12 protein-coding genes are annotated in these 15,555 nt (G+C 72.3%); 5 read left to right on the top strand and 7 right to left on the bottom strand.

The features are described 5' to 3' along the window. The first annotated feature begins 2 nt into the window (after positions 1-2). Positions 3-1,265 carry a multidrug effflux MFS transporter gene (locus Talka_RS03920; RefSeq protein WP_221933852.1) on the top strand — a complete coding sequence of 421 codons (1,263 nt, stop codon included), beginning with the start codon at positions 3-5 and terminating at the stop codon, positions 1,263-1,265. After that, positions 1,262-2,401 (top strand): tRNA (adenosine(37)-N6)-dimethylallyltransferase MiaA, encoded by a 1,140-nt coding sequence (miaA, locus tag Talka_RS03915; RefSeq protein WP_143889817.1) that lies wholly within the window; start codon positions 1,262-1,264, stop codon positions 2,399-2,401. The genes Talka_RS03920 and miaA overlap by 4 nt, the downstream gene beginning before the upstream one ends. A 16-nt stretch (positions 2,402-2,417) precedes the next feature. On the opposite strand, the gene Talka_RS03910 is transcribed toward miaA, so the two are convergent. The 7 genes from Talka_RS03910 to Talka_RS03880 all read right to left on the bottom strand — a co-directional run bounded on the left by Talka_RS03910 (position 2,418) and on the right by Talka_RS03880 (position 10,334). Then, on the bottom strand, positions 2,418-3,380 hold the full coding sequence (locus Talka_RS03910; protein WP_143889816.1) for an NAD(P)H-dependent flavin oxidoreductase: 963 nt from the start codon (positions 3,378-3,380) through the stop codon (positions 2,418-2,420). Further along, positions 3,380-5,170 (bottom strand): acyl-CoA dehydrogenase, encoded by a 1,791-nt coding sequence (locus tag Talka_RS03905; protein WP_143889815.1) that lies wholly within the window; start codon positions 5,168-5,170, stop codon positions 3,380-3,382. The genes Talka_RS03910 and Talka_RS03905 overlap by 1 nt, the downstream gene beginning before the upstream one ends. A gap of 68 nt (positions 5,171-5,238) precedes the next feature. Beyond that, positions 5,239-6,183 (bottom strand): electron transfer flavoprotein subunit alpha/FixB family protein, encoded by a 945-nt coding sequence (locus Talka_RS03900; protein ID WP_143889814.1) that lies wholly within the window; start codon positions 6,181-6,183, stop codon positions 5,239-5,241. 31 nt (positions 6,184-6,214) lie between these two features. Further along, positions 6,215-6,964 carry an electron transfer flavoprotein subunit beta/FixA family protein gene (locus tag Talka_RS03895; RefSeq protein ID WP_143889813.1) on the bottom strand — a complete coding sequence of 250 codons (750 nt, stop codon included), beginning with the start codon at positions 6,962-6,964 and terminating at the stop codon, positions 6,215-6,217. A gap of 217 nt (positions 6,965-7,181) precedes the next feature. Continuing rightward, positions 7,182-8,543 (bottom strand): mechanosensitive ion channel family protein, encoded by a 1,362-nt coding sequence (locus tag Talka_RS03890; RefSeq protein ID WP_246100563.1) that lies wholly within the window; start codon positions 8,541-8,543, stop codon positions 7,182-7,184. Next, positions 8,540-9,352, bottom strand: coding sequence for an enoyl-CoA hydratase (locus Talka_RS03885; protein ID WP_143889811.1), 813 nt, complete (start codon positions 9,350-9,352; stop codon positions 8,540-8,542). The genes Talka_RS03890 and Talka_RS03885 overlap by 4 nt, the downstream gene beginning before the upstream one ends. A 31-nt stretch (positions 9,353-9,383) precedes the next feature. After that, entirely contained in the window at positions 9,384-10,334 is a 951-nt protein-coding gene (locus Talka_RS03880; protein WP_143889810.1) for a histone deacetylase family protein, read from the bottom strand. A gap of 54 nt (positions 10,335-10,388) precedes the next feature. Between Talka_RS03880 and Talka_RS03875 the strand changes: the two genes are divergently transcribed. From Talka_RS03875 to Talka_RS03865, 3 genes are read left to right on the top strand one after another with little or no spacing between them, the layout of a single operon-like run. Beyond that, positions 10,389-11,306, top strand: coding sequence for an AAA family ATPase (locus tag Talka_RS03875; protein WP_143889809.1), 918 nt, complete (start codon positions 10,389-10,391; stop codon positions 11,304-11,306). Positions 11,307-11,332: 26 nt separating this feature from the next. Beyond that, a complete protein-coding gene (locus tag Talka_RS03870; RefSeq protein WP_143889808.1) occupies positions 11,333-12,337 on the top strand; it encodes a DUF58 domain-containing protein in 1,005 nt (334 codons plus the stop codon). Beyond that, a complete protein-coding gene (locus Talka_RS03865) occupies positions 12,328-15,465 on the top strand; it encodes a transglutaminaseTgpA domain-containing protein (RefSeq protein ID WP_143889807.1) in 3,138 nt (1,045 codons plus the stop codon). The genes Talka_RS03870 and Talka_RS03865 overlap by 10 nt, the downstream gene beginning before the upstream one ends. The last annotated feature ends 90 nt before the right edge of the window (positions 15,466-15,555 follow it).

Here is a 15,555-nt window from a genome sequence, read left to right as displayed (position 1 = left end):
CCATGGCTGTCACGCAACCGACCCGCACGCCGATGACCCCAGGCTGGGTGGTGGTGCTGCTGTCGTTGCTGCTGGGCGTGCAGCCGTTGGCCACGGATTTGTATCTGCCGGCGCTGCCTTCCATCACGGCGGCATTCGACGCGCCGATGGCCAAGGTGCAGGCCACGCTGTCGGCGCTGCTGTTGGCGTTTGGCGCCGCGCAGCTGGTCTGGGGCCCGGTGTCGGACCGCTTGGGCCGCCGCCCGGTGTTGCTGGCCGGACTGGGGGCCTACACGCTGGCCTCGGTCGGCAGCGCCCTGGCCGGCAGCGTCGAGCAGCTGATCGTCTGGCGCATCGTGCAGGGGGCGGCGATGGGCGCGGCGGTGATGGGCGCGCGCGCCATCGTGCGCGACCTCTACCCTCCGGTGGAAGGCGCGCGCATGATGTCCAAGGGGCTGAGCGGCCTCGGGCTGTTCGCGTGCCTCAGCGGGCCGCTGGGCGGCTGGCTGACCGAGCACGCGGGCTGGCGCGCGGCGCTGGCGGCGCTGGCGGTGTTCGGCGCGGCGGCGCTGGCGCTGGTGGCGTGGCGCTTTCGCGAGACGCTGCCAGCCCGCAACCCGCGCGCGCTGCAACCCGCCGAAATGCTGCGCATCTGGGGGCGTATCGTGCGCCATCCGACGTTTTGGGCATGGGCGCTGCTGGCATCGGCCACCTATGGAGGTCTGTTCACGTTCCTGGCCACCTCGTCGTTCGTGTTCATCAACGTGCTGGGCCACAGCAAAACCGGCTATGGCTTGCTGATGCTGTCGATGTCGGCGGTCTATATCGCGGGCACGTTTCTATGCCGCTGGCTGATCCCTCGCGTCGGCTTGCGGCGCACCGTCGCGTGGGCGGCCGGGCTGTCGCTTGGCGGCGGCACGCTGGCCGGGGTGCTGGCGCTGGCCGGGCTGCACACCACCTGGGCGATCATGGGGCCGTTCTACCTGTTCATCCTGGCCCACGGCGTGCACCAGCCCTGCGGCCAGAGCGGCGCCGTCTCGCCGTTTCCGCAGGCGGCTGGCGCGGCCTCGGCGCTGGCCGGCTTCATCATGATGGTGACGGCTTTTCTGATGGGGCTGTGGCTCGGCCAGCGCATGTCACCCGGGGCCGACACCGGCGTCTATCCCCTCACCAACGGCCTGTGGTTCTGGGGCGCCCTGATCGCGCTGGTGGCCTGGACGCTGGTGCAGCGTCACGGCGAGGTGCGCAACCCGCCTCACGGCCAGCCCGATCATCGCGCCGCATGACCGCCGCCCCCGAGACCCCGCCGTGCGCGTGGCTGGCGCTGGCCGGCCCCACCGCCAGCGGCAAGACGGCGCTGGCGCTGGCCATCGCCGGTCGCTGGCCGGTGGAGATCGTCAGCGTCGACTCGGCGCTGGTCTACCGCGGCATGGACGTCGGCACCGCCAAGCCCGACGCCGCCGAGCGCGCGCGCGTGCCGCACCACCTGATCGACATCCGCGACCCGCGCGAGCCGTACAGTGCGGCTGAGTTCGTGCGCGACGCGCGGGCGCTGCTGCCGGCGATCCGGGCGCGCGGGCGCTGGCCGCTGCTGGTCGGCGGCACGATGCTGTATTTCAAAGCCCTGTTGGACGGTTTGGACGAGCTGCCGCCGGCGCAGCCGGCGCTGCGCGCGGCCATCGAGGCCGAGGCGCGCGCGCGCGGCTGGCCCGCGCTGCACGCCGAGCTGGCACGCGTCGATCCCGTCACCGCCGCGCGGCTGGCGCCGCACGACGCGCAGCGCATCGGCCGCGCGCTGGAGGTCTGGCGCGCCACTGGCCAACCATTGTCGGCGCTGCAGCGCCGCTGGCGGCGTGCCCCGGGGGCCGCTGCCAGGGCTGACGATGTCAGCGGGGAAACGGTGGCGATCCGTCCGGTCGCCGACGAATCGGCGTTGCCTCAGGACACGCTGCGCATCGGCTCCTGGCCCGGTTGGTTGCTGAGCCTGGAGCCGGCTGACCGCGGCTGGCTGCGCGCGCGCATCGACGCACGCCTGCAGGCGATGTGGCGCGACGGGCTGCTGGACGAGGTGCGTGCCCTGCGCGCCCGCGGCGACCTCGGCCTGCAGCTGCCGGCGCTGCGCTGCGTCGGCTACCGCCAGGCGTGGGAGGCGCTGGAGGAGGCCGCCGCGGCCGGCCGCGACGCGCTCACCGCCGACGAGCAGGCGCGGCTGCACGAGCGCGCCGCCGCCGCCACGCGCCAGCTGGCCAAGCGGCAGCTGACATGGCTGCGCTCCATGCCGGCGCGCCACGCGCTGCCAGCCGACGCGGCCGACGTGCTGCGGCGCACGCTGGCCGTCGTGGAGGCCGCTTGGGGGCCGCCCGGCAGCACCCCGCCCGCACCGTCCGCGTGGCCGGCCGCGGACGACGCCGCCGCAGCCTGAGGCGCCGCGCCGTGGCTCAGCCGACCACGCCGCACAGCCGCGCGCGCGCCTCGGCGTACTCCCGCTTCAGGCGCTCGATCACCTGCGCCGCCGGCCGCACGGCGTCCACCACCGCAATGCCCTGCCCGCAGCCCCAGATGTCCTTCCACGCCTTGGCACCCGTGGAGGCGAAGTTCATCTTGCTCGGGTCGCTTTCCGGCAGGTGATCCGGATCGAGCCCGGCGGCGCGGATCGAGGGCTTGAGGTAGTTGCCGTGCACGCCGGTGAACAGGTTGGTGTAGACGATGTCGTCGGACGTGCACTCGACGATGCACTGCTTGTAGGCGTCGCTGGCGCGCGCCTCGTCGGTGGCGATGAACAGCGAGCCGATGTAGGCGAAGTCCGCGCCCATCGCCTGCGCCGCCAGGATCGCGCCGCCGGTGGCGATCGAGCCCGACAGCGCCAGCGGCCCGTCGAACCAGCGCCGGATCTCCTGGATCAGCGCGAACGGACTCTTGGTGCCGGCATGCCCGCCCGCGCCCGCGGCCACGGCGATCAGGCCGTCGGCGCCCTTGTCGATCGCCTTGTGCGCGAAGGTGTCGTTGATGACGTCGTGCAGCACCACGCCGCCCCAGCGGTGCACGGCCTGGTTGACGTCCTCGCGCGCGCCCAGGCTCGTGATGACGATCGGTACCTTGTATTTTTCGCACAGCGCCATGTCGTGCTCGAGCCGGTCGTTGCTCTTGTGCACGATCTGGTTGATCGCAAACGGCGCGGCGGGCCGATCCGGGTGCGCGGCATTGTGAGCCGCCAGCGTCTCGGTGATCTCGGCCAGCCACTCGTCCAGCTGCGAGGCCGGACGGGCGTTGAGCGCCGGCATCGAGCCGACGATGCCGGCCTTGCACTGCTCGATGACGAGCCTGGGGTTGCTGATGATGAACAGCGGCGAGCCGATCACCGGCAGCGCCAGCCGTTGCAGGACGGCGGGGATGCGGGGCATCAGAACGCCTCCAGCGCCATGGCCTTGAGCGAGCCGGCCCCGTGCACGATGGCGTCGCGCTGCGCCAGCGCGCGCGGCAGGATGTGCTCGGCGTAGAAGCGCGCGGTGGCGATCTTGGCGCGCATGAAGTCGGCGTCGCGCCCGGCGGCCAGTTCCTGCTCCGCGGCCAGCAGCGCGCGCGCCATCTGCCAGCCGGCCATCAGGTTGCCGGCCAGCATCAGGTACGGCACGCTGCCGGCGTAGGCCGCCACCGGATCGGCCTTGGCCTGCGCGGCGATGAAGCGCACCACCTCCTCGTACGCGGCGCGGGCGGCCTGCAGCCGCACGCGCACCGCCTGCGCCGCCTCGGAGCCGCTTTCGGCCAGCGCCTGCTCGGTGGCGGCCACCTGCGCGGCCACCGCCAGCGCCACCGCGCCGCCGTCGCGCGCCGTCTTGCGCCCGACCAGGTCGTTGGCCTGGATGGCCGTCGTGCCCTCGTAGATCGTCAGGATCTTGGCGTCGCGGTAGTGCTGGGCGGCGCCGGTCTCCTCGATGAAGCCCATGCCGCCGTGCACCTGCACGCCCAGGCTGGTGACCTCGTGGCTGATCTCCGTGCTGTAGCCCTTGACCAGCGGCACCATGAATTCGTAGAAGGCCTGGTTCTGCCGCCGCACGGCCGCATCCGGGTGGTGGTGGGCGGCGTCGTAGGCGGCGGCGGCCACCGCGGCCATGGCGCGGCAGCCTTCGGTCAGCGCGCGCATCGTCATCAGCATGCGGCGCACGTCCGGGTGGTGGATGATCGGCGCGGCGCCGGCCACGCTGCCGTCCACCGGGCGGCTCTGGATGCGCTCGCGCGCGTACTGCACCGCCTTCTGGTAGGCGCGCTCCGACAGCGCGATGCCCTGCAGGCCCACCGCGTAGCGCGCTGCGTTCATCATGATAAACATGTACTCGAGGCCACGGTTTTCCTCGCCGACCAGATAGCCGACGGCGCCGCCGTGGTCGCCGTACTGCAGCACGCAGGTGGGGCTGGCCTTGATGCCGAGCTTGTGCTCGATGCTGACGCAGTGCACGTCGTTGCGCGCACCCAGCGTGCCGTCCGGATTGACGAGAAACTTCGGCACGATGAACAGGCTGATGCCCTTGACGCCCTGCGGCGCGCCGGGTACGCGGGCCAGCACCAGGTGCACGATGTTGTCGGCCATGTCGTGCTCGCCGTAGGTGATAAAGATCTTGGTGCCGAAGATCCGGTAGGTGCCGTCCGGCTGCGGCTCGGCGCGCGCGCGCACCAGCGACAGGTCGCTGCCGGCCTGCGGCTCGGTCAGGTTCATCGTGCCGGTCCAGCGCCCCTCGATCATCGGCGGGATGTAGGTGGCCTTCTGCGCGTCGCTGCCGGCGGTCAGCAGCGCCTCGATGGCGCCGTCGGTCAGCAGCGGGCACAGGGCGAAGCTCAGGTTGGCGGCGTTGAGGATCTCGGTGCACATGGCGCCGATGACCTTCGGCAGCCCCTGGCCGCCGAACTCGGCCGGGTGCTGCAGGCCCTGCCAGCCGCCCTCGGCGTACTGGCGGAACGCCTCCTTGAAGCCCGGCGTCGTGAACACCTGCCCGTCCTGCCACCAGGAGGGGTTCTTGTCCCCCTCCCAGTTCAGCGGCGCGATCACTTCCTCGTTCAAGCGCGCGCACTCCTGCAGCACCGCCTGCGCGGTCTCGAGGTTGACGTCCTCGAAGCCGGGGATGCGGTTGATCTCCTCCAGCCGGGCCAGGTGCTGCAGCGCGAACAGCATGTCCTTGACGGGCGCCTTGAAGCTCATCGTCGGTCTCCTCGTTGCGGCAAAAAAGAGGGCATCCGCCGGATGCCCTGGTGTTTGCGCCCGCGGCGTCACAGCGCCTGGGTCAGCTGCGGCACGGCCTGGAACAGGTCGGCCTCCAGCCCGTAGTCGGCCACGCTGAAGATCGGCGCCTCCGGATCCTTGTTGATCGCCACGATGACTTTGGAATCCTTCATGCCGGCCAGGTGCTGGATCGCGCCGCTGATGCCCACCGCCACGTAGAGCTCCGGCGCGACGATCTTGCCGGTCTGGCCGACCTGCCAGTCGTTGGGGGCGTAGCCGGCGTCCACCGCGGCGCGGCTGGCGCCGATGGCGGCGCCCAGCTTGTCCGCCAGCGGCGTGATGAGCTCGTTGAACTTCTCCGCGCTGCCCAGCGCCCGGCCGCCCGAGACCACCACGCGCGCCGCGGTGAGCTCCGGCCGGTCGCTCTTGGCCAGCTCCTCGCCGACGAAGCGGCTCTTGCCGCCGTCGGCCACCGCCGGGATGCTTTCCACTGCGGCATGGCCCCCCTGCGCCGGCGCGGCGTCGAAGGCAGTCGTGCGCACGGTGATGACGTGCTGCGCGTCGCGGCTGCGCACGGTGGCAATCGCGTTGCCGGCGTAGATCGGCCGCTCGAAGGTGTGCGCATCGATCACCGCGGTGATGTCGCTCAGCTGCGCAACGTCCAGCTTGGCCGCCACGCGCGGCGCCACGTTGCGCCCGGCGGCGGTGGCGGGAAAGAGGATGTGGCTGTAGCCGCCAGCCAGCGCCAGCACCTGCGCGGCGAGGTTTTCCGCCAGCGCGTGCGCGTGCGCCGGCCCGTCGGCGTGCAGCACTTTGGCCACGCCGGCCACCTGCGCGGCGGCCTGCGCAGCGCCGGCGGCCTCGTGGCCGGCCACCAGCACATGGATGTCGCCCGCGCCGGCGGCCTGCAGCTTCAGCGCCGCGCCGATGGTGTGGAGGGTAGCCCCCTTGAGGGTGGCGTGGTCGTGTTCGGCAATCACGAGGATGGTCATGGCGTGCGTCCTTTATTCTGGGGTGCCTGTCTCAGATGACCTTGGCTTCGTGGCGCAGCTTGTCCACCAGCGTGGCCACGTCCGGCACCTTGATGCCGGCCTGCCGTTTCGGCGGCTCGGCCACCTTCAGCGTCTCCAGCCGCGGCGTCACGTCCACGCCGAGGTCGGCGGGCTTGACGGTGTCCAGCGGCTTTTTCTTCGCCTTCATGATGTTGGGCAGCGTCACGTAGCGCGGCTCGTTGAGCCGCAGGTCGGTGGTGACGATGGCCGGCAGCTTCAGCGCCAGCGTCTGCAGGCCGCCATCGACCTCGCGCGTGACCTCGACCTCCTCGCCCTTGACTTCGACCTTGGAGGCGAACGTGGCCTGCGGCCAGTCCAGCAGCGCCGCCAGCATCTGGCCGGTCTGGTTGGCGTCGTCGTCGATCGCCTGCTTGCCCAGGATCACGAGCTGCGGCTGCTCGCGCTCCACCAGGGCCTTGAGCAGCTTGGCCACCGCCAGCGGCTGCAGCTCGGCGTCGGTCTCCACCAAGATGGCGCGGTCGGCGCCGATGGCCATGGCGGTGCGCAGCGTCTCCTGGCACTGCGTCACGCCGCACGACACCGCCACGATCTCGCTGGCCACGCCCTTTTCCTTCAGGCGCACGGCTTCCTCCACCGCGATCTCGTCGAACGGGTTCATGCTCATCTTGACGTTGGCGATGTCCATGCCACTGCCGTCGGCCTTGACGCGCACCTTGACGTTGTAGTCCACCACCCGCTTGACCGGGACGAGAATCTTCATGCCTGTTGCTCCTGAAGGTCGATGAGACTGGCTCGGGACTTCTTGACGTTAACGTTAACGTCAAGGCAGCTGGCATTGTAAAAGCCCGCCAGCCTTTGCACAAAAACGAACGTTCGTTCTTTTTTGAAGATTATAGGCATGACCTGCACCGCTCACAAGCCCCAGAACCCGCCATCCGATCCAGCAGGATGCATCGCCAGCCCGCTGCCGCCTACCGTCAAGCGGCGGCTGCCGAGCCGCGATCGGCAGCCAGCAACGCCGCCGGGGACGGTGGCGACGCTGAAGGCATGCCAGCGCCGCGCACGTGCAGCACGCGCTGCGGGTACGGAATCTCCACCCCATGCTCGCGGAACAGCTCCAAGATGCGCAGGTTGATCGCCGAGCGCAAACCCAGCTGACCGTTTTCCGGATCGGCGATCCAGTAGCCCAGCGTAAATTCCAGCCCGTCGGCGCCAAAGGCCGACAGCGCCGCCAGCGGCGGCGGGTCGCGCAGTACGCGCGGCTGCTCCAGCGCGGCCTGCTCCAGCAGCCGGCGCACCAGCGCCACGTCGCTGTCGTAGGCCACACCAACCACGGTGGATTGCCACACCTTAGGGTCCGACAGCGAGAGGTTTTCCACCCGCTGCGTGATCAGGATCTCGTTCGGCACGATCGACTCGCGCCCGCTGATGGCGCGGATGACGGTGTAGCGTGCTTTGATGTCAGCCACCACGCCTTCAAAAGTGTCCAGCCGCACCATATCGCCGATGCGCACGCTGCGCTCCGTCAAAATGACAAAGCCGCTGACGTAGTTGGCCGCCAGCTTCTGCAGGCCGAAGCCAATGCCCACGCCGATGGCGCCGCCCAGCACCGACAGCGCCGTCAGATCGATGCCGACCGCCGACAGCGCCAGCATCAGCCCGATGAACAACAGCAGCGCGCGCGCGGCGTTGCTGGCGGCCTTGCGCAGCGACAGCGACTCGCCGGTGGCGTCGCGCAGCAGCCGCGCCTCGATGGCCGACGACACCCACAGCGCCACGATCAGCACCGCGCTGGCCGACAACAGCCCCTCGATCAGCGTGCGCACCGAGATCGTCGTGCCGCCCAGCTTCCAAGAAATCTGATCCAGCTCGGCCAGCACCACCGGCAGCAGCCCCGTGATCCACGCCACCGCCGCCAACCACGCCAGCCACGAGACGGTGCGCTCCACCGGCCGCAGCCAGACCGCGCCCTTGAACGCCACCTCCAGCACCTTAACGCCAATGCGGATGGCCACCAACGCCATCAGCGCCGGGATGGCCACGTGCCAGACCGCGCGCGGCGCCCACAGCGCCGTCAGCGCGCGCGCGCCGTAAGCCAGCAACAGCAGCAGCAGCGGAAACAGCACGCCGTCGATGCCGCGGCGGCCAAACCAAATGGAGCGCTCCGCATCGGGGTTGAAGGCGCGCTGCAGCGCGCGCACGGTCAACCAAGCCACGCCGACGCACAACGCCAGCGCGGCCAGCTCCAGCAACGCGCCAGGCTGGGCAAACGAGCGCAGCCAGGCGCCAAAGTCATCCATCGGGGCTGGGGCGGGCATCGTCAAAGTCGAGCGACTCATCCTGAGCTTCCTGCACTAGGAGCCTGCCGCCAGGCTGGAGGGCGCTTGTCGATAAACGCCTGCACGCCTTCCTGGGCGACATCCAACATCATGTTGCAAGCCATGGCCTGGCCGGCGAGCTGGTAGGCGGCTTCGATGCCGGTTTCGCGATGCTGGTAGAACACCGCCTTGCCCAGCGCGATCGCCTCGCGCGGCTTGGCCAGGATCGCCCCCACCAGCCGCTCTACCTCCGCGTCCAGCGCATCCAGCGGCGCCACGCGGTTGACCAGCCCGCGCTGGCGCGCCTCCTCGGCGCCGATGAACTCGCCGGTCAGCAGCATCTCCATCGCCACCTTCGCCGGCACATTGCGCACCAGCGGCACGCTGGGCGTGGCGCAGAACAGCCCGACGTCGATGCCGTTGACGCCAAAGCGCGCCTCCTGCGCCGCCACCGCCAGGTCGCACTGCGCCACCAGCTGGCAGCCAGCCGCGGTGGCCAGCCCCTGCACGCGCGCGATCACCGGCACCGGCAAGCGCTGGATCTGCAGCATCATGCGCGAGCAACGGGCAAAGAGCTGTTGGTAATACTCGAGTTGCGGATGGGCGCGCATCTCCTTCAAATCGTGCCCGGCACAAAACGCCTTGCCGGCCGCGGCGATGACGAGCACGCGCGCGCCGTCGTCGGCGGCGATTTCGTCAAGCTTGGCCGACAGCGCTTGCAGCATCGCTTCGCTGAGCGCATTGAAGGCTTTAGGGTTGTTGAGCGTCAGGGTGTGCACGCCGCGCGCATCGCGCGCATGCAACAAGATCGGTTCGGCTTCGGTGGTCATCGCTCGCTCCTGCCGGCCTGGGCGCACGGCCTCATAAACCCGCCAACACCCGCACATGCGCCTCCACGCTGCGCGCCAGCGCGCTCAGGTTGTAGCCGCCCTCCAGCACGCTGACGATGCGGCCCTGGGCGTGGCGGCGCGCCACGTCCATCAGCCGCTGGGTGATCCAGACGTAGTCCTGCTCCACCAGCGCCAGCTGGCCCAGGTCGTCCTCGCGGTGGGCGTCGAAGCCGGCGCTGATCAGGATCAGCTGCGGACGATGCGCCTCCAGCCGCGGCAGCCACATCATCTCGATCAGCTCGCGCACGTCCATGCCTTTGGTGTAGGCCGGCACCGGCACGTTGACCAGGTTGGCGTCGTCGCGGTGGTCCCACTCCGGGTAGTAGGGGTGCTGGTAGAAGCTGCACATCAGGATGCGCTCGTCGCCGGCGACGATATCCTCGGTGCCGTTGCCGTGGTGCACGTCAAAGTCAACGATCGCCACGCGCTGCAGCCCCAAGCGCGCCAGCGCGTATTTGGCCGCCACCGCCACGTTGTTGAAAAAACAAAACCCCATCGCCCGGTTGCGGCAGGCGTGGTGCCCCGGCGGGCGCACGGCGCAGAAGGCATTGGCCAGCTCGCCGCCCACCACGGCCTCGGTGGCATGGATGGCGGCGCCAGCGGCGGCCAGCGCGGCATCCCAAGTGTGCACGCCCAGCGCCGTATCTGGATCCAGCGGAAGATAGGCCGGGCCGCCGGCGGCCACGTTGTCGCGCAGCTCGTCGGCCAGCCCGCGCAGCGCCGCCACGTGCAGCCGGTCGTGCGCCAGCTCCAGCTCGGCCACCGACGCCAGCGTCGCGGTGCGCTGCTCCAGCGCGTCCAGCACCCCAGTGATCAGCAGCCGGTCGTCGATGGCGCCCAGGCGCTGCGGGCACTCCGGATGCCCCGGCCCCATGTCGTGGCGCGCGCAGGCGGGGTGGGTGTAATAGCCGGTCGATCTCATGGCGTGCACCAAGGCAGGGCGCGAAGGCGGCGCGGCTGCGGTATCGTCGCGGTTATGCTTGCTCGCTCCGCCCTTATCGCTTCGCTCTTGCAGCAGCTTACCACGGTCATCGTCGGCAAGGACGCGGTGGTGCGCGACGCGCTGACCTGCCTGCTGGCCGGCGGGCACCTGCTGCTGGAGGATGTGCCCGGGGTCGGCAAGACGACGCTAGCCCAGGCCCTCGCACGCACGCTGGGGCTGCGCTTTGCGCGCGTGCAGTTCACTGCCGACCTGATGCCCAGCGACCTGATCGGCGCCTCGATCTGGGATCGCACCGAGGGGCGCTTCGTGTTCCACCCCGGGCCGCTGTTCGCGCAGGTGCTGCTGGCCGACGAGATCAACCGTGCCAGCCCGAAAACCCAGAGTGCCTTGCTGGAGGCGATGGAGGAGCGCCAGGTCAGCGTCGATGGCGAGACGCACCGCCTGCCGCAGCCGTTCTTCGTCATCGCCACCCAGAACCCCTTCGAGCAGAGCGGCACGCAGGCGCTGCCGGAATCGCAGCTGGACCGCTTCCTGATGCGGCTGTCGCTGGGTTTTCCCGACTCCGCCGCGGAGCGGGCGCTGCTGCGCGGCGAGGACCGGCGCGCCCTGCTGGAGCGGCTGCCGGCGCTGGCCGACCCGGCGGCGCTGCGCGCCCTGCAGCAGGCCGCCGCCGAGGTGCGCGTGGCCGACGCGCTGCTGGATGCGCTGCAGGCGCTGCTGCAGGCCACGCGCGACGGGCGCTGGTTCGTGCACGGCCTGAGCCCGCGCGCGGGGCTGGCGCTGCTGCGCGCGGCGCGCGCGCGCGCCTTCGTCGAGGGGCGCGACTACGTCGCCCCGGACGACCTGCACGCGGTGCTGGTGCCGGTGGCGGCGCACCGCCTGGTGCCGGCGCCCGGCAGCGGCCGCGACGCCGCCGGCCAGCTGCGCGCGCTGCTGGCCGAGCTCGGCTGACCCCGCCCCGCAGCCCCGCCGCGCCCATGACCGCCATCGCCCCGCCCGCCCCAGCCAAGCGCACCGGCTGGCGCGACCGTCTGCAGCGCTGGTGGTGGGCGCGCCTGCCGCCGCAGCCGACCTGGCGGCTCAACCTCCGCAACCTCTACGTGCTGCCGACGCGGCCCGGCTGGATGCTGATCGGCACGCTGGCGCTGCTGCTGATCGGCAGCATCAACTTCCAGCTCAACCTCGGCTACGCGCTGACCTTCCTCGTCGCCGGCAGCGCCGCCGCCGCGGTCTGGGCGGCGCACGCCAACCTGCGCGGGCTGACACTGGCGCTGCACGGCCAGCCGGAGCTGTGGGCCGGACAGCCCGCGGCGCTGACGCTGAGCCTCGACCCCGCTGCCCGCGACCGGCTGGCGCTGGAGCTGCGCGTGGCCGGCGCCGGGGCCGATGCCGCCACGCTGCTGGACGTGCCAGCGCGCCAGCCCGCCCTGGCGACGGTGACCTGGACGCCGCCGCGACGCGGGCGCCTGCCGGCGCCGCTGCTTGCGGTCGGCACGCGCTACCCGCTTGGCGTCTGCCGGGTCTGGAGCGTCTGGCGCCCGCAGGCACAGCTGCTGGTCTACCCCGCGCCGGAGCCCGACGCCCCGCCACCCCCAGCGCGGCGGCGCGACGACGCGGCGCCCGACGGTGGCCACGCGCCGGCGCCCGAATCCGGCGTGCCGGACGACGTGCGCCCGTGGCGCGCCGGCGACGCGCCGCGGCGCGTGCTGTGGAAAAAGGCCGCGCGGCTGCCGCAGGACGACCCGGCGCAGTGGTGGGTGCGCAGCGCCGCCGCGCAGGCCGCGCAGCCAGACCTGTGGCTGGACGAGCGCGACAGCGGCCTGACCGATCCGGAGGCTGTGCGCGCGCGGCTGTGCGCCTGGGTGCTGGCGGCCGATGCGCGCGGGCTGCGCTACGGTCTGCGCGTCGGCGGCGTGGAAATTGCGCCCGACCACGGGCCGGCGCAGCGTCGCCGCTGTCTGGAGGCGCTGGCATGCCACTGAGGCTGGCGTCCCGCTGGGCCACGGCGCTGCAGGCCCGCCCGCGCGAGGTGCGCGACACATTGTGGCTGCTGGCGGTGCTGGCCTGGATCCAGGCGCTGCTGCTCGGCCACGTGCCGGGCTGGACCAGCGTTTTGGCCGGCGGGGTGCTGCTGTGGCGCGGCTGGCTGGCGTGGCACGGCCGGCCGCTGCCCGGCTGGCCGTGGCGCGTCGGTCTGACCGCGCTGGCTGTCGGGGCAACCGTCGCCACCCACCGCACGCTGCTCGGCCCGGAAGCCGGCGTGACGCTGATCGTCGTGCTGCTGTCGCTCAAGACGCTGGAGCTGCGCGCGCGGCGCGACGCCTGGGTGGTGTTTTTCCTTGCCTTCTTCACGCTGCTGGCGCCGCTGCTGCGCTCGCAGTCATTGCCGATGGCGCTCGGGGTGCTGCTGGCGGTGGCCGGGCTGCTGACGAGCCTCGTGCTGGCCCACCGCCCGCTCGGTCACCCGCCGCTGGCGGCCGCGGCGCGCCAGGCCGGCTGGCTGATGCTGACCGGTACGCCGCTGCTGGTGCTGCTGTTCGCGCTCTTTCCGCGTCTGCCGCCGCTGTGGGGGCTGCCGCAGGGCGAGCCGTTCGGCCGCAGCGGCCTGTCGGGACAGATGCGCGTCGGCGACGTGGCGCGGCTGGCGCTGGACGAGCGCGTCGCCATGCGGGTGGCGTTTCCGCAAGGGACGCCGCCAGCGGCGCAGCTGTACTTTCGCGGGCCGGTGCTGCGCGTCTTCGATGGCGAGCGCTGGCTGCCGCTGCACGGTCCCCAGGCGGTGGCGCTGGCGCCGGGTGCGCTGATCCGCGCCGACGCCGGGGTGCGCCGCACGCCGCGCGGCGCGCCGCTGCCGTACCGCGTCACGCTGGAGCCGACGCAGCGGCCGTGGCTGCCGGTGCTGGACCACACGCTGCAGGCACCGCAGCCGTCGGCCGCGGGTGCGGCGCCGCTGACCTCCCCCGATGGGGCCTGGTGGCTGCCCTACCCCGTCACCGACGTGCTGCGCTACGACGCGCAGGCCCATCCGACGGTGGACTGGGGCGTGGAGGCCGACCGGCTGGCGCTGCAGGTGGACCGGGAGCTGCCGCCGGGCTTCAACCCGCGCACGCTGGCCTGGGCGCAGGCGCTGCGCCGCGAGCTCGGCGAGCCGGCGCCGCGCGTGCTGCTGGAGGCGCTGCTGCGCCGCCTGCGCGACGGCGGCTACGTCTACACGCTGGAGCCCGGGGTGTACGGGCCGCACAGCGCCGACGAATTCTGGTTCGAGCGCAAGGCGGGCTTCTGCGAGCACATCGCCTCGGCGTTCGTGATCGCGCTGCGCGCGCTGGACGTGCCGGCGCGCATCGTCACCGGCTACCAGGGCGGCGAGCGCAACCCGGTGGACGGCCTCTGGACGGTGCGCCACAGCGACGCGCACGCCTGGGCCGAGGTCTGGCTGCCCGGCGAGGGCTGGGTGCGCATTGACCCCACCGCCTGGGTGGCGCCCGACCGCACCGAGCGCGGCGCGCGGTTGCAAGCGCCCGCCGGGCCGCTGGCGCGAGCGGTCGTTCAAGTGGATCCGCGCCTGTTGCAGCTGGCGCGCGCCTGGTGGGACGCCGCCAACCAGCGTTGGAACGAGTGGGTGCTGGACTACGGCCCCACGCGCCAGCTTGAACTGCTGCGCCGGCTCGGCTGGGCGGCCCAGGACTGGCGCGACGCTGCGCAGGCGCTGGCCGCGGCGCTGGGCGCGGCAGCGCTGCTGGCCGGGGCGTGGCTGCTGCTGCCCGCGCGGCGCCGAGCCGACGCCTGGGCGCGGCTGCTGCAGCGTGCGGCCCGCCGGGCGGCGCGCGCGGGGGTGGCGCCGCCGCGGCCGCTGACGCCGCGCGCGCTGGCGGCGGCGCTGGAGCAGGCCCACGGACTGGAACCGGCCGCGCGCGCGGCCTGGCGCGCCTGGCTGCTGGAGCTGGAGGCGCTGCGCTACGATCCGGCCATGAACGAAGCTGCCCGATCCGACCGCGCGCAGCGCGCCTTGGCAAGGCGGCTCGCCCGGCTGCCGCTGCCCGCTCGCAAGGCCCAGGCCGCCGCTGTAGGCCTGCTGCTGGCGCTGGCCGGTGCGCTCACCCCGCCGGCGGCCGAGGCGCAGCCGCACCCGGCCCGCACCACTTACGCCGACCATGCGGCGGCGCGCGCGCTGGCCGAGGCGATCGACGCCGCGGAAGGATGGGACGACGGCTGGGCGCGTCATTGGCTCGCGCAGGCGCAGCCGGATCTGCGCGCGCGCGCACTCAACGTCCCGCCGCCGCCGACCGCCTACCCCAACTGGGCGGCCTACCGCGCCCGCTTCGTCGAACCGCGACGCATCGCCGCCGGCGTGCGCTTCTGGGACGCGCACGCCGAGGCGCTGGCGCGCGCCGAAGCGCGCTATGGCGTGCCGGCGGCGGTGATCGTCGGCATCCTCGGCGTGGAAACGCTCTACGGCCAGCACCTGGGCCAGCACCGCACGCTGGACGTGCTGGCCACGCTGGCGCTGGACTTTCCGCGCGAGCACCCGCGCGCCGAGGCGCGGCAGGCCTTTTTCCGCGACGAACTGCGCGCCTTTCTGCGCCTGGCGCGCTCCAGCGGCGTGCCCCCGGACGCCTGGCGCGGCAGCTTCGCCGGCGCGCTGGGCTGGCCGCAGTTCATGCCGAGCAGCTGGCTTGCGCACGCAGTGGATTTCGACGGCGACGGCCGCATCGACCTGATCGGCAGCCCGGTCGATGCGATTGGCTCGGTGGCCAGTTTCCTGGCCGCGCACGGCTGGCAGCGCGGCGTGCCGGCGCGCTTTAGCGTCACGCCCCCGACGCACCCGCAGGCGCTTGGCACGCTGCTGGCGCCGGACATCCGCCCGACCTTCAGCGCGGCGCAGCTGCGCGAGCTCGGCGCCGAGCTGCCGCCGGAGGCCCAGCGGCACGACGGGCCGATGGCGCTGGTGCTGCTGCACAACGGCGACCCGGCGCGCGGCGGCGCGGCGCCGACCTACGTGCTTGGCACACAGAACTTCTGGGCGCTGACGCGCTACAACCGCTCCAGCTACTACGCGCTGGCGGTGCTGGAGCTTGGGGAGGCCGTCGAGCGCATGCGGGCGCATCGGTAGCCGGTTTGCAGGCGCACAAGCTGGGAATTGGGTTGCGAACTTGTTACGATCCCTCCTGTTGCTTCCACCCTTATCAGAGGAGACCTACTA

The organism is Tepidimonas alkaliphilus (genome assembly GCF_007556595.1).
Lineage (GTDB): Bacteria > Pseudomonadota > Gammaproteobacteria > Burkholderiales > Burkholderiaceae_C > Tepidimonas > Tepidimonas alkaliphila.
The sequence above is the reverse complement of the archived record's forward strand: the minus strand, read 5'-3'. Positions and strand labels throughout refer to the sequence as shown.